Genomic DNA, 11,512 nt, shown 5'->3' on the forward strand with positions numbered 1-11,512 from the left:
GCGTGAATGTGCGCGACGCCATCAACAACCGTCTTTTTCACCTTTTTACGGGTACGTGTACCTGGCTTTGCCATGTTTGCCTACCTGTTACTTACGAATCGGTTTGCGAGGACCTTTACGGGTGCGTGCGTTGGTCTTGGTGCGCTGGCCACGGACCGGAAGGCCATGACGATGACGCAGACCACGGTGGCATCCGAGATCCTTCAAACGCTTAATGTTCATCTGAACTTCACGACGCAAATCGCCTTCAACGGCCAGCTTGCCTACTTCTGTACGAAGTGATTCAAGCTGCTCGTCGGACAGGTCCTTGACCTTGACGTCCGGCTTGACGCCGGTTGCATCGCAAAGCTTCTGGGCTGCTGTCCGGCCGACTCCAAAGATGTAAGTCAGCGAGATAACAGCATGTTTGTGATCGGGTATATTGACACCGGCTATACGTGCCATCCAAATTACTCCGCGTTCAAAGCTTTGCTGTGTGAATTTTCCGACGAAAAGGGCGCGAAATAATAGCGCCTGACCCCACCTGAGGTCAAGCGCTATTATCCGTACCCTCTACAATGTCAGTTCCGGATCCGTATTGGATCAGCCCTGGCGTTGCTTGTGACGAGGCTCCGAGCAAATGACCCGTACCGAGCCATTGCGACGAATTACTTTGCAGTTACGGCAAATTTTCTTTACCGAAGCGCGTACTTTCATTGTCGACTCCAGTTTTCAAGGGGAACGGGTTAACCGTTCCGACCATAGCCCTTGAGATTGGATTTCTTCATCAACGAATCATATTGATGAGACATCAGGTGCGACTGAACCTGTGCCATGAAATCCATCACCACGACTACAACAATCAGCAGTGACGTGCCGCCCAGATAGAACGGTACATTCCCGGCTACCATCAGGAACTGAGGGAACAGGGAAACTGCTGCAATGTACATTGCACCGAACAGTGTCAGGCGGGTCAGTACACCGTCAATATACTTGGCGGTCTGATCGCCCGGACGGATGCCCGGTATAAACGCGCCTGAGCGCTTGAGGTTATCCGCAACTTCTTTCGGGTTGTACATCAGCGCTGTGTAGAAGAAGCAGAAGAAAACCACTGCTGCCGCAAACAGGATAATGTACAGGGGCTGGTTGGGCGCCAGTGCCTGGGAAACATCACTCAGCCATTCCATGCCTTCACCCTGGCCAAACCACTGCCCCAATGACGCCGGGAACAACAGGATGGAAGAGGCGAAGATCGGCGGAATAACACCGGCCATATTCACCTTCAACGGCAAATGGCTGGACTGCTGGGCGAATACCCGGCGACCCTGTTGCCGCTTCGCATAGTTGATGGTCAGGCGACGCTGACCACGCTCCATGAACACCACGAAGCCAACCACGGCAACCGCAAGGAGACCGATACCCAGCACCACCAGCAGGCTCATTTCACCATTTCGTGCCTGCTCCAGTGTCTGGCCAATCGCCCCGGGCAAACCGGCAACGATTCCGGCGAAGATCAGCAGCGATATACCATTGCCAATACCGCGCTCGGTGATCTGCTCACCCAGCCACATCATGAACACGGCACCACTTACGAAAGACACAACCGCCACAAAATGGAAGCTGAAGCTGTCGTTAAAGGTCACACCCTGTGATGCCAGCCCGACAGAAATACCAAAACCCTGAACCAGGGCCAGGATAACCGTACCATACCGTGTGTACTGGCTGATCTTTCGACGGCCAGCCTCGCCCTCTTTCTTCAGCTGCTCAAGCGTCGGGTTAACCGCCGTCATGAGCTGCATGATAATAGAGGCCGAGATATACGGCATGATACCAAGTGCGAAGATACTCATCCGCTCAAGCGCACCACCGGAAAACATGTTGAACATGCTCAGGATTGTGCCCTGATTCTGCTCAAACAGTGCTGCCAGGCGATCGGGGTTGATACCAGGAACCGGTATATGGGCACCTATGCGGTACACCAACAGTGCCAGGAAGACAAACCAGAGCCGCGAACGCAGCTCTGCCAGTCCTTTTCCCGCGCCCGCAGGCAATGATGCGTTCTTGGCCATTTAGTCCTCGACTCGCCTTAGTCTTCGACTTTACCGCCCGCGGCTGTGATCGCCTCGCGTGCGCCTTTGGTCACTTTAAGACCCTTGACGGTCACCGCACGGCTCAGTTCGCCGGACAGAATGACCTTCGCTTCACGAATCTCTTCGCGAACGATGTCAGCTTTTTTCAGGGCCTCGAGATCGGCAACATCGCCGTCTACTTTCGCCAGTTCGTTCAGTCGAATTTCGGCCACATAGCGCTGCTGGCGCGAGGTGAAACCAAACTTCGGCAGACGACGGGCCAACGGCTGCTGACCACCCTCGAATCCGGGCGCCACACTGCCGCCGGAACGGGCTTTCAGACCCTTGTGACCACGACCGCCGGTCTTGCCGAGGCCGCTACCGATACCGCGACCCACACGCTTGGCGGCGGGACGTGAACCAGGCTCCGGACTAAGTTCGTTCAGACGCATCTTAGTTCTCCTCTACCTGAACCAGGTAGTTAACCCGGTTGATCATGCCGCGGATGGACGGTGTATCTTCCACTTCCACGGTGTGACCGATTTTACGGAGACCCAGGCCCTTCACACACAGCTTGTGCTTGGGCTGACAGCCGATGGGGCTGCGGGTCAGTGTTACTTTGATCGTTTTTGCGTTCGCCATGACTTCAACCCAGAATCTCTTCCACGGATTTACCGCGCTTGGCTGCAATATCTTCAGGCGCTTGAGTTGCCTGGAGACCCTTGATGGTGGAACGTACCACGTTCACCGGGTTGGTAGACCCATAACACTTGGACAGTACGTTCTGCACGCCCGCGACTTCCAGTACCGCACGCATCGCACCACCGGCGATGATACCAGTACCTTCAGATGCCGGCTGCATGTAGACCTTGGAGCCACCATGCTGCGCTTTGACCGCGTACTGCAGGGTGTTTCCGTCCAGCGGAATGTCCACCATGTTCTTGCGTGCAGCTTCCATCGCTTTCTGGATCGCAACCGGCACTTCACGCGCCTTGCCACGACCGAAACCAACGCGCCCTTTACCATCACCCACTACAGTCAGTGCAGTGAAGGCAAAAATACGACCGCCTTTGACAACCTTGGCGACGCGATTGACCTGAACCAGCTTCTCCTGGAGCTCAGGCGCCTTCTGTTCGTTAACGCTCATCTTCTCCACCTCTTAGAATTGCAAGCCAGCTTCACGGGCTGCGTCGGCCAGAGCCTGGACGCGACCATGATAACGGTAACCGGAGCGGTCAAAAGCGACCTGCTCTACACCTGCTGCCTTGGCACGCTCAGCAATCAGCTGACCGACCTTTTTGGCAGCGTCCACGTTACCGGTTGCACCCTGGCGCAGGTCCTTATCCAACGTGGAGGCAGCCGCCAGCACCTTGCTGCCGTCTGCAGTCGTAACCTGGGCATACATGTGCCGGGGTGTACGGTGTACACACAGGCGGTTGGTACCCAACTTACGGATCTTCATGCGCACTTTGCGTGCGCGACGCAATCTTTCGTTATTCGCGCTCATAGTCCCGCCTTATTTCTTCTTGGCTTCTTTGCGTCTGACCTGCTCATCCGCATAACGCACACCCTTGCCCTTGTAGGGCTCTGGCGGACGGAATGCACGGATCTCAGCAGCGACCTGGCCAACCTGTTGCTTGTCGATTCCGCGAATCACAACTTCCGTATTGGACGGAGTTTCAGCGGTAATCCCCTCGGGCAGCTCATACTCAACCGGGTGTGAAAAACCCAGTGTCAGATTGAGCTTCTTACCTTGCGCCTGGGCACGGTAGCCTACGCCCGTCAGCGCGAGCTTGCGCTCGAAGCCTGTTGTCACACCGGTCACCATGTTGTTGACCAGTGCGCGGGTAGTACCAGCAAGAGCGCGGGACTGTTTGGCTCCATCACGGGGTGCGAAACGCAGAACATTCTCTTCCTGCGTCACATCAACCACGTTGTGGATGGTGAATTGAAGCGATCCCTTGGACCCCTTCACATTAATTTCCTGTCCGTTCAGCTTAACCTCAACACCGGAAGGCAGCACGACAGGATTATTGGCAACCCTGGACATGTGTATCTCCTAGAATACGGTGCAGATGACTTCGCCACCCACGCCGGCAGCACGTGCAGCGCGGTCTGTCATTACGCCCTTGGACGTAGAGACAATCGCGACTCCCAGACCACCGGATACTTTCGGCAGTTCCCCAGCGCCCTTGTACTGGCGCAGACTCGGACGGCTGACCCGCTTGATTTCCTCAATAACCGGCTTGCCACCGAAGTACTTGAGGTTAATGGTCAGCTCGGGCTTCGCGTCAGCTGAGACGGAAAAATCGGCTACGTAACCTTCGTCCTTGAGGACCTGGGCTACGGAGATCTTCATCTTTGAAGACGGCATGGCCACATCGGCCTTCTGTGCCATCTGTGCATTACGGATACGGGTAAACATATCCGCAAGCGTATCTTGCATACTCATCGGTATGAGACTCCTGATCTTTTTAGTTGTGCAGCGGCGCGCCGCACCGCTTACCAACGGGCACCTGACCTGCGGTCAGTGTACCTGCCTTACCAGCTTGCTTTGGTCAGGCCCGGAACGTCACCGCGCATGCCCGCTTCACGCAACTTGATGCGTGAAAGCTTGAACTTGCGCAGAACGCCATGGGGACGACCTGTAATCTGGCAACGATTACGAAGACGCGAGGGAGACGCATCGCGAGGAAGCTGTTGCAGCTTCATCTGTGCATCCCAACGGTCATCATCGCTGGTATTCGGGTTCTTGATAATCGCCTTGAGCTCAGCACGCTTCGCTGCATACTTCGCAACGGTTTTCTCGCGCTTGAACTCGCGGTTCTTCATGGAAACCTTAGCCATTACACTCGTTCCTTATTTCTTGAACGGAAAGCCAAAGGCTTTCAGCAGTTCGCGACCTTCATCGTCGGTACCGGCTGTGGTGGTAATGGTGATGTCAAGACCACGGATCTTGTCGACTCTGTCGTACTCGATCTCGGGGAAAATGATCTGCTCACGCACGCCCATGCTGTAGTTACCGCGACCATCGAAGGACTTGGGATTCAGACCACGGAAGTCACGAATGCGGGGTACCGCAATGTGAACCAGGCGATCAAAGAAATCCCACATACGCTCACCGCGCAGCGTAACTTTACAACCGATTGGCCAACCTTCACGGATTTTGAAACCCGCAACGGATTTACGTGCCAGGGTGACAACCGCTTTCTGTCCTGCCAGGCGCTCAAGATCCGCCACGGCATTTTCAATCAGCTTCTTGTCACCAACCGCTTCGCCGACACCCATGTTCAGGGTGATCTTTTCGATACGCGGCACCTGCATCACGTTCTTGTAACTGAACTCTTTCTGCAGGGCGGGTATCACTTCCTTACTGTACTGCTCTTTCATGTTAAGCATCGTAACCACCACCGCTTACTGGTTATCGACGACTTCTTTCGTGGACTTGAAAATCCGCACCTTGGCGCCGTCTTCCTTGATCTGGAAGCCTACGCGATCGGCCTTGCCGGTCTGCGGATTAAAAATAGCCACGTTGGAAGCCTGGATAGGTGCTTCTTTTTCGACGATGCCACCGGGGGTGCCAGCCATCGGGTTCGGCTTGGTGTGCTTCTTGATCATGTTGATCCCGGAAACAATCACCTTGCCATCGTCCTGAACCTTCAGGACTTTACCACGTTTGCCCTGGTCTTTCCCCGTAGTGACGATTACTTCGTCATCGCGTTTGATCTTTTTCATAACCGGCCTCTGGTCCTTAAAGTACTTCGGGTGCCAGTGAAATAATTTTCATGAACTTCTCATTTCGCAGTTCACGGGTAACCGGTCCGAAGATACGGGTACCAATTGGTGCGTCCTGATTGTTCAGAAGTACTGCCGCATTACCGTCGAAACGAATAAGCGACCCGTCGGGACGACGCACACCTTTACGGGTGCGTACAACGACAGCTTTCAGGACCTGGCCTTTTTTCACTTTACCGCGGGGGATGGCTTCCTTTACGGTCACCTTGATGATATCCCCAACGCTGGCGTAACGCCTGTGTGAACCGCCCAGGACCTTGATGCACATAACCTGACGTGCACCGCTGTTGTCCGCGACTTCAAGCATTGTTTGAGTCTGAATCATGGTTGTTCTCCAGCAGAAACCACTTTGCCGTTACGACAAGACTCACCGTCCGGGCGAGTTACACCTTCGATGCGCGTTCGATGACTTCCACCAGAGCCCAGCTTTTGGTCTTGGAGACCGGGCGGGTTTCCTGGATTGTAACGGTGTCACCGATGTTGCACTGATTGCTCTCGTCGTGAGCGTGAATTTTGGATGAGCGCTTCATGTACTTACCGTACAGAGGATGCTTAACCTGGCGCTCAACCAGAACCACAATGGATTTCTCCATTTTGTTGCTCACGACCTTGCCGCTCAGGGTTCTGGCAGTTTGGGTAGCTTCAGTCATGTTACTGTCCTGCCTTTTCATTCATAACCGTTTTCACGCGAGCAATGTCACGCTTCACCTTCGGTAGAAGATGAGACTGATTCAGCTGACCTGTCGCCTTACGCATGCGCAGGTTGAACTGCTCCTTCAGGAGGTCGATCAGCTCTTTGTTCAGCTCCTCGACTGACTTCTCACGCAGCTCTGTTGCTTTCATCACATCACCGTCCTCGTAACAAAGGTGGTCTGTACGGGCAGCTTGGCCGCAGCAAGAGTGAATGCATCGCGAGCGATTTCCTCGGAGACGCCTTCCATCTCATAAAGCATCCGGCCTGGCTGTATTTCAGCCACCCAATACTCGACAGAACCCTTACCTTTACCCATTCGTACTTCCAGCGGCTTACTGGAGATCGGCTTGTCCGGGAAAATCCGGATCCAGATCTTACCGCCCCGCTTGATACGACGTGTCATGGTACGACGCGCTGCTTCAATCTGGCGCGCAGTTATACGTCCACGGGTTGTCGCCTTCAATCCGTATTCACCGAAGCTCACCTTGTTAGCACGGTGAGCAAGACCGGTGTTACGGCCTTTCATTACCTTGCGAAATTTGGTGCGTTTTGGTTGCAGCATTTGAGTGCCCCTTTACTTAGAACCTTTCTTCCCAGAGGCTTTCTTGTCAGCACGGACCTGCTCCATACCACCAAGAATCTCACCTTTGAAGATCCATACCTTGACGCCGATAATGCCGTAAGTGGTCTTCGCTTCGTAGGTCGAGTAATCGATATCTGCACGCAGTGTGTGCAGCGGTACACGACCTTCGCGATACCACTCGGAACGGGCAATTTCAGCACCCCCGAGACGACCGCCTACCTGGATCTTGATGCCTTTTGCTCCCTGGCGCATGGCGTTCTGTACCGCACGCTTCATAGCGCGACGGAACATCACACGACGCTCCAGCTGACCGGCAACGTTCTGCGCGACCAGGCGGGCATCCAGGTCCGGCTTGCGGACTTCTTCGATGTTGATGTGCACAGGCACACCCATCATGTCGCTGACTTCGCGACGCAGACGGTCAACATCTTCGCCCTTCTTACCGATAACAATACCGGGGCGGGCTGTATGGATCGTGATACGGGCGTTCTGAGCAGGGCGCTCGATCACAATCTTGCTGACAGACGCCTTAACCAGACGCTTGTCGAGGAATTCGCGAACCTGAATGTCGTTCAACAGGTTGTTCGCGTATTCCGCTTTTTCCGCATACCACACTGAGTTGTGCTCTTTGATCACACCCAGGCGCATGCCGGTTGGATTTACTTTATGACCCATCTGAGCATCTCCTACTTGTCGGCGACCTTGAGGTGATATGACAGGTGCGCTTGAAAATCCGGTCAGCGCGCCCCTTGGCTCGAGCCTTGATTCGCTTGAGCGTCGGACCCTCATCCACCATGACGGTGGAAACCCGCAGATCATCTACGTCCAGACCTTCGTTGTGCTCAGCGTTGGCGATGGCAGACTCAAGAGCTTTCTTGAGAATGACAGCCGCCTTCTTAGGGCTGAAAGTCAGAATGTTCAGGGCGTCCTCAACAGCCTTGCCGCGTACTTGGTCAGCGACAAGACGCGCTTTCTGAGCTGAGAGGCGAGCGCCCTTGTACTTGGCTGCTACTTCCATTTCTATTACCTCACAATCAGCGTTTAGCTTTCTTGTCGGCCGCATGACCACGATAAGTACGCGTTGCCGCGAACTCACCCAGTTTATGACCGACCATATCTTCGGTGACATAAACCGGCACGTGCTGCTTGCCGTTGTGGACTGCAATGGTCAGGCCTACCATCTCCGGAAACACTGTCGACCGGCGTGACCAGGTTTTGATCGGTCGCTTGTCGTTGGCTTCCAGAGCTGCCTCGACCTTCTTCAACAGATGCAGGTCTATAAAAGGACCTTTCTTTAAAGAACGTGGCACAGCATTTACCTCTATGTAGTCGTTTACTTGGCTGAACGACGACGTACTATCATCTTGTCAGTACGTTTGTTCTTACGAGTCTTATGCCCTTTGGTCGGAACACCCCACGGAGTAACCGGGTGACGCCCGCCAGAGGTACGCCCTTCACCACCACCATGTGGGTGGTCAACTGGGTTCATAGCAACACCACGTACTGTTGGACGTTTACCGCGCCAACGTGATGCACCCGCTTTACCAAGCTGCTTGAGGCTGTGTTCACTGTTGGACACTTCGCCCAACGTTGCACGACAGTCAACAAGCACCTTACGCATTTCACCTGAACGCAGGCGGATAGTGGCATAAGCCCCTTCCCTTGCAACCAGCTGTACGGATGCGCCCGCGGAGCGAGCCAGCTGGGCACCTTTGCCAGGCTTGATTTCGACGCAGTGAATCACGGAACCGACCGGAATATTCCGGAGCGGAAGCGTGCTTCCTACTTTAATCGGCGCGTCGATGCCGGAGCGCACAGGATCACCGATCTGCATGCCTTTGGGAGCGATGATGTAACGACGCTCGCCATCGGCGTACTTGACCAGCGCGATGTGCGCAGAGCGGTTGGGATCATATTCCAGGCGTTCGATGACCGCCGGAATACCATCTTTTGTCCGCTTAAAGTCGATAACACGGTAGTGCTTCTTGTGGCCACCACCAATGTGACGGGTAGTGATGCGACCGAAATGGTTGCGTCCACCCGATTTACTCAATGTTTCTACCAACGGCTCGTAAGGGCGCCCCTTGTGAAGATCAGGGTTAAAGAGCTTAACAACGTGACGGCGGCCGGCAGATGTTGGCTTGGTTTTGACGATCGGCATTTTACGACCCCTTTACCTTATTCCACATCCAGAAAATCAATGTCCTGACCGTCCGCAAGCTTTACGTAAGCCTTACGAATGTCAGCACGCTTGCCGAAGCCGCGAACGGTACGCTTGAGCTTACCCTTACGGTTCAGAACCTGAACACCTTCGACGGTGACGTTGAACAGCTGCTCAACGGCTTTCTTGATCTCGGGCTTGGTAGCGTCAGGAGCTACACGAAACACAACCTGACCACTTTCCGCTACCAGAGAAGCTTTCTCTGATACGTGGGGCCCAAGAAGAACCTTGTAAATACGTTCCTGATTCATCCCAGCATCTCCTCGATTTTCTTCAGAGCGGGAACAGTCACAACGACCTTCTCGAAGGCAACCAGGCTAACCGGATCCAGGCCTGCAATGTCGCGCACATCAACGTGCGGGATATTGCGCGAGGCCAGATGCAGATTCTGCTCGACGTTGTCAGAGAGAATCAGTGCATTGGTAACACCGATGTCCTTCAGCTTGGCGTTGAATGCCTTGGTCTTGGGGCTGTCAACATTCATGTCGTCAACAACGACCAGACGTTCCTGGCGAACCAGCTCTGAAAAAATGGAGCGCATCGCTGCGCGGTACATCTTGCGGTTTACCTTCTGCTCAAAGCCACGCGGCTTGGCAGCAAAGGTAACACCACCGGAGCGCCAGATCGGGCTACGGATTGTACCGGCACGGGCACGACCTGTGCCCTTCTGGCGCCATGGCTTCTTGCCACCACCAGAAACTTCGGAACGTGTCTTTTGAGCCTTGGTACCCTGGCGTGCGCCTGCCATGTATGCAGTAACAACCTGGTGAACCAGCGACTCGTTAAAATCTTTGGCGAATGCAGCGTCGGAAACAGAGATCCCCTTGCCGCTACCTGTAATAGTCAATTCCATCGCACCGCTCCTCAGGCTTTAACTGCAGGCTTGATGACAACATTTCCGCCGGTCGCGCCCGGAACGGCACCACGAATCAGCAGAAGGTTGCGCTCGGCGTCGACACGGACGACTTGCAGGTTCTGCACAGTCACCTGCGCATTGCCCATCTGGCCCGCCATCTTTTTGCCCTTGAATACCTTGCCCGGAGTCTGGTTCTGACCGATAGAACCCGGAGCACGATGAGAAAGGGAGTTACCGTGTGTGGCGTCCTGCATGGAGAAGTTCCAGCGCTTAACACCGCCCTGGAAACCCTTACCCTTGGACTGGCCAACAGCATCAACGACCTGGCCATCTTCAAAGATGGAAGCGGTAATCTCACCGCCTGCAGCCAGCTCTTCACCTTCGCCATCGGCGAGGCGGAATTCCCACAGACCACGACCTGCCTCTACTCCGGCTTTGGCGTAATGGCCCGCTTCGCTTTTGGTCACACGAGAGGAACGACGCTTTCCAACGGTTACCTGAACCGCACGATAGCCATCGCTTTCAAGAGTTTTCAGCTGGGTAATGCGGTTGGGTTCAACCTCAATTACCGTTACGGGCACTGCTTGCCCGTCTTCCGTAAAAATACGGGTCATACCGGCCTTGCGACCGACAATTCCAATTGCCATGTTTCACCTCTTAAGTGTACGGGGCTCTCACCCTCTATGGCCTTATGACAGTTACACAGACTAACCGCGTGGTTAGCCGAGGCTGATCTGAACGTCTACACCTGCTGCCAGATCCAGCTTCATCAAAGCATCTACTGTCTTCTCTGTCGGCTCGACGATGTCCAGCAGACGCTTGTGTGTACGAATCTCGTACTGATCGCGCGCGTCTTTATTGACGTGCGGAGAGATCAGAACGGTGTACTTTTCCTTCCGCGTCGGCAGAGGGATTGGTCCACGCACTTGAGCGCCGGTCCGCTTGGCGGTATCGACAATCTCCTGCGTTGACTGGTCGATCAGGCGATAATCAAACGCCTTCAACCGGATTCGAATTTTTTGGCTTTGCATGATGCACCCAAACTCCACTCGTAGCAGCTACTTGTTAGCCGACCTTCAAAAAAAGGAGCCGCATTGTATGCATAATACCCAGCAGTGTCAACTGCGTTCAGCAGTGACGCCACCAGGTCAGATTGTGCGGCTGAAACAGAAAAAGGGGCTGAGTTTCAGCCCCTTTTTCCTCAGACCAATCGAGCCAATTACTCGATGATCTTGGAGACTACGCCGGCACCAACGGTACGGCCGCCTTCACGAATCGCGAAGCGCAGGCCATCTTCCATGGCGATCGGAGCAAT

General features: G+C 54.5%; 24 protein-coding genes and 1 pseudogene. All 25 read right to left on the reverse strand.

The window, feature by feature from the left end; genetic code table 11:
- Positions 1-87 precede the first annotated feature (87 nt).
- Positions 88-444 (reverse strand): 30S ribosomal protein S13, encoded by a 357-nt coding sequence (gene rpsM, locus HLUCCO03_RS07105; protein ID WP_027830890.1) that lies wholly within the window; start codon positions 442-444, stop codon positions 88-90.
- Positions 445-582: 138 nt separating this feature from the next.
- Positions 583-696 carry a 50S ribosomal protein L36 gene (rpmJ, locus tag HLUCCO03_RS07110; protein WP_008174902.1) on the reverse strand — a complete coding sequence of 38 codons (114 nt, stop codon included), beginning with the start codon at positions 694-696 and terminating at the stop codon, positions 583-585.
- Between the two features lie 29 nt (positions 697-725).
- Complete coding sequence (gene secY, locus HLUCCO03_RS07115) at positions 726-2,048, reverse strand: preprotein translocase subunit SecY (protein ID WP_027830889.1); 1,323 nt, start codon at positions 2,046-2,048, stop codon at positions 726-728.
- 17 nt (positions 2,049-2,065) lie between these two features.
- Entirely contained in the window at positions 2,066-2,500 is a 435-nt protein-coding gene (gene rplO / locus HLUCCO03_RS07120) for a 50S ribosomal protein L15 (protein WP_007153996.1), read from the reverse strand.
- A 1-nt stretch (position 2,501) separates the two neighbouring features.
- Positions 2,502-2,690 (reverse strand): 50S ribosomal protein L30, encoded by a 189-nt coding sequence (gene rpmD / locus HLUCCO03_RS07125; protein WP_007153997.1) that lies wholly within the window; start codon positions 2,688-2,690, stop codon positions 2,502-2,504.
- 4 nt (positions 2,691-2,694) lie between these two features.
- Positions 2,695-3,195 carry a 30S ribosomal protein S5 gene (gene rpsE / locus HLUCCO03_RS07130; RefSeq protein ID WP_007153998.1) on the reverse strand — a complete coding sequence of 167 codons (501 nt, stop codon included), beginning with the start codon at positions 3,193-3,195 and terminating at the stop codon, positions 2,695-2,697.
- A gap of 12 nt (positions 3,196-3,207) precedes the next feature.
- Complete coding sequence (gene rplR / locus HLUCCO03_RS07135; RefSeq protein ID WP_007153999.1) at positions 3,208-3,555, reverse strand: 50S ribosomal protein L18; 348 nt, start codon at positions 3,553-3,555, stop codon at positions 3,208-3,210.
- Between the two features lie 9 nt (positions 3,556-3,564).
- Entirely contained in the window at positions 3,565-4,098 is a 534-nt protein-coding gene (gene rplF, locus HLUCCO03_RS07140) for a 50S ribosomal protein L6 (protein WP_027830888.1), read from the reverse strand.
- 9 nt (positions 4,099-4,107) lie between these two features.
- Complete coding sequence (gene rpsH, locus HLUCCO03_RS07145) at positions 4,108-4,500, reverse strand: 30S ribosomal protein S8 (RefSeq protein ID WP_007154001.1); 393 nt, start codon at positions 4,498-4,500, stop codon at positions 4,108-4,110.
- An 89-nt stretch (positions 4,501-4,589) separates the two neighbouring features.
- On the reverse strand, positions 4,590-4,895 hold the full coding sequence (rpsN, locus tag HLUCCO03_RS07150) for a 30S ribosomal protein S14 (RefSeq protein ID WP_027830887.1): 306 nt from the start codon (positions 4,893-4,895) through the stop codon (positions 4,590-4,592).
- A gap of 12 nt (positions 4,896-4,907) precedes the next feature.
- Positions 4,908-5,447, reverse strand: coding sequence for a 50S ribosomal protein L5 (gene rplE / locus HLUCCO03_RS07155; RefSeq protein WP_027830886.1), 540 nt, complete (start codon positions 5,445-5,447; stop codon positions 4,908-4,910).
- Positions 5,448-5,462: 15 nt separating this feature from the next.
- Positions 5,463-5,783: a 50S ribosomal protein L24 gene (gene rplX, locus HLUCCO03_RS07160; RefSeq protein ID WP_027830885.1), complete on the reverse strand. Its 321-nt coding sequence runs from the start codon at positions 5,781-5,783 to the stop codon at positions 5,463-5,465.
- A gap of 16 nt (positions 5,784-5,799) precedes the next feature.
- Positions 5,800-6,168, reverse strand: a complete 369-nt coding sequence (rplN, locus tag HLUCCO03_RS07165; protein ID WP_007154005.1) for a 50S ribosomal protein L14 — start codon at positions 6,166-6,168, stop codon at positions 5,800-5,802.
- Positions 6,169-6,226: 58 nt separating this feature from the next.
- The gene (gene rpsQ / locus HLUCCO03_RS07170) at positions 6,227-6,493 is read right to left on the reverse strand and encodes a 30S ribosomal protein S17 (protein WP_027830884.1); all 267 of its coding nucleotides are present in this window, start codon (positions 6,491-6,493) and stop codon (positions 6,227-6,229) included.
- A 1-nt stretch (position 6,494) separates the two neighbouring features.
- The gene (rpmC, locus tag HLUCCO03_RS07175; RefSeq protein WP_027830883.1) at positions 6,495-6,686 is read right to left on the reverse strand and encodes a 50S ribosomal protein L29; all 192 of its coding nucleotides are present in this window, start codon (positions 6,684-6,686) and stop codon (positions 6,495-6,497) included.
- Positions 6,686-7,099: a 50S ribosomal protein L16 gene (gene rplP, locus HLUCCO03_RS07180; protein WP_027830882.1), complete on the reverse strand. Its 414-nt coding sequence runs from the start codon at positions 7,097-7,099 to the stop codon at positions 6,686-6,688. The genes rpmC and rplP overlap by 1 nt, the downstream gene beginning before the upstream one ends.
- 12 nt (positions 7,100-7,111) lie before the next feature.
- Positions 7,112-7,795: a 30S ribosomal protein S3 gene (gene rpsC / locus HLUCCO03_RS07185; protein WP_007154009.1), complete on the reverse strand. Its 684-nt coding sequence runs from the start codon at positions 7,793-7,795 to the stop codon at positions 7,112-7,114.
- Positions 7,785-8,138 (reverse strand): 50S ribosomal protein L22, encoded by a 354-nt coding sequence (gene rplV / locus HLUCCO03_RS07190; protein ID WP_292016648.1) that lies wholly within the window; start codon positions 8,136-8,138, stop codon positions 7,785-7,787. Before rplV ends, rpsC begins: the two co-directional genes overlap by 11 nt.
- A 16-nt stretch (positions 8,139-8,154) precedes the next feature.
- On the reverse strand, positions 8,155-8,430 hold the full coding sequence (gene rpsS, locus HLUCCO03_RS07195; protein WP_007154011.1) for a 30S ribosomal protein S19: 276 nt from the start codon (positions 8,428-8,430) through the stop codon (positions 8,155-8,157).
- A 23-nt stretch (positions 8,431-8,453) separates the two neighbouring features.
- On the reverse strand, positions 8,454-9,281 hold the full coding sequence (gene rplB / locus HLUCCO03_RS07200) for a 50S ribosomal protein L2 (RefSeq protein WP_027830881.1): 828 nt from the start codon (positions 9,279-9,281) through the stop codon (positions 8,454-8,456).
- 17 nt (positions 9,282-9,298) lie between these two features.
- Entirely contained in the window at positions 9,299-9,592 is a 294-nt protein-coding gene (gene rplW / locus HLUCCO03_RS07205) for a 50S ribosomal protein L23 (protein ID WP_007154014.1), read from the reverse strand.
- A complete protein-coding gene (rplD, locus tag HLUCCO03_RS07210) occupies positions 9,589-10,194 on the reverse strand; it encodes a 50S ribosomal protein L4 (protein ID WP_008174860.1) in 606 nt (201 codons plus the stop codon). Before rplD ends, rplW begins: the two co-directional genes overlap by 4 nt.
- Positions 10,195-10,205: 11 nt before the next feature.
- Positions 10,206-10,844 (reverse strand): 50S ribosomal protein L3, encoded by a 639-nt coding sequence (gene rplC / locus HLUCCO03_RS07215; RefSeq protein ID WP_027830880.1) that lies wholly within the window; start codon positions 10,842-10,844, stop codon positions 10,206-10,208.
- Positions 10,845-10,916: 72 nt separating this feature from the next.
- Positions 10,917-11,228 (reverse strand): 30S ribosomal protein S10, encoded by a 312-nt coding sequence (gene rpsJ, locus HLUCCO03_RS07220; RefSeq protein ID WP_004580743.1) that lies wholly within the window; start codon positions 11,226-11,228, stop codon positions 10,917-10,919.
- A 188-nt stretch (positions 11,229-11,416) separates the two neighbouring features.
- Positions 11,417-11,512: pseudogene (locus tag HLUCCO03_RS07225) on the reverse strand (elongation factor Tu); the annotation flags it as partial.

Source organism: Marinobacter sp. HL-58 (genome assembly GCF_001314605.1).
Taxonomy (GTDB): Bacteria; Pseudomonadota; Gammaproteobacteria; order Pseudomonadales; family Oleiphilaceae; genus Marinobacter.

Coding starts and splice junctions, on each gene's coding strand:
- rplV (WP_292016648.1), bottom strand. CDS start 8,138: ATGGAAGTAGCAGCCAAGTACAAGGGCGCTCGCCTCTCAGCTCAGAAA.
- rpmJ (WP_008174902.1), bottom strand. CDS start 696: ATGAAAGTACGCGCTTCGGTAAAGAAAATTTGCCGTAACTGCAAAGTA.
- rpsC (WP_007154009.1), bottom strand. CDS start 7,795: ATGGGTCATAAAGTAAATCCAACCGGCATGCGCCTGGGTGTGATCAAA.
- rplP (WP_027830882.1), bottom strand. CDS start 7,099: ATGCTGCAACCAAAACGCACCAAATTTCGCAAGGTAATGAAAGGCCGT.
- rpsJ (WP_004580743.1), bottom strand. CDS start 11,228: ATGCAAAGCCAAAAAATTCGAATCCGGTTGAAGGCGTTTGATTATCGC.
- rpsE (WP_007153998.1), bottom strand. CDS start 3,195: ATGAGCGTTAACGAACAGAAGGCGCCTGAGCTCCAGGAGAAGCTGGTT.
- rpsM (WP_027830890.1), bottom strand. CDS start 444: ATGGCACGTATAGCCGGTGTCAATATACCCGATCACAAACATGCTGTT.
- rplE (WP_027830886.1), bottom strand. CDS start 5,447: ATGCTTAACATGAAAGAGCAGTACAGTAAGGAAGTGATACCCGCCCTG.
- rplR (WP_007153999.1), bottom strand. CDS start 3,555: ATGAGCGCGAATAACGAAAGATTGCGTCGCGCACGCAAAGTGCGCATG.
- rplF (WP_027830888.1), bottom strand. CDS start 4,098: ATGTCCAGGGTTGCCAATAATCCTGTCGTGCTGCCTTCCGGTGTTGAG.
- rplC (WP_027830880.1), bottom strand. CDS start 10,844: ATGGCAATTGGAATTGTCGGTCGCAAGGCCGGTATGACCCGTATTTTT.
- rplX (WP_027830885.1), bottom strand. CDS start 5,783: ATGAAAAAGATCAAACGCGATGACGAAGTAATCGTCACTACGGGGAAA.
- rplO (WP_007153996.1), bottom strand. CDS start 2,500: ATGCGTCTGAACGAACTTAGTCCGGAGCCTGGTTCACGTCCCGCCGCC.
- rplN (WP_007154005.1), bottom strand. CDS start 6,168: ATGATTCAGACTCAAACAATGCTTGAAGTCGCGGACAACAGCGGTGCA.
- rplW (WP_007154014.1), bottom strand. CDS start 9,592: ATGAATCAGGAACGTATTTACAAGGTTCTTCTTGGGCCCCACGTATCA.
- rpsQ (WP_027830884.1), bottom strand. CDS start 6,493: ATGACTGAAGCTACCCAAACTGCCAGAACCCTGAGCGGCAAGGTCGTG.
- rpsH (WP_007154001.1), bottom strand. CDS start 4,500: ATGAGTATGCAAGATACGCTTGCGGATATGTTTACCCGTATCCGTAAT.
- rpsN (WP_027830887.1), bottom strand. CDS start 4,895: ATGGCTAAGGTTTCCATGAAGAACCGCGAGTTCAAGCGCGAGAAAACC.
- rplB (WP_027830881.1), bottom strand. CDS start 9,281: ATGCCGATCGTCAAAACCAAGCCAACATCTGCCGGCCGCCGTCACGTT.
- secY (WP_027830889.1), bottom strand. CDS start 2,048: ATGGCCAAGAACGCATCATTGCCTGCGGGCGCGGGAAAAGGACTGGCA.
- rpmD (WP_007153997.1), bottom strand. CDS start 2,690: ATGGCGAACGCAAAAACGATCAAAGTAACACTGACCCGCAGCCCCATC.
- rpmC (WP_027830883.1), bottom strand. CDS start 6,686: ATGAAAGCAACAGAGCTGCGTGAGAAGTCAGTCGAGGAGCTGAACAAA.
- rplD (WP_008174860.1), bottom strand. CDS start 10,194: ATGGAATTGACTATTACAGGTAGCGGCAAGGGGATCTCTGTTTCCGAC.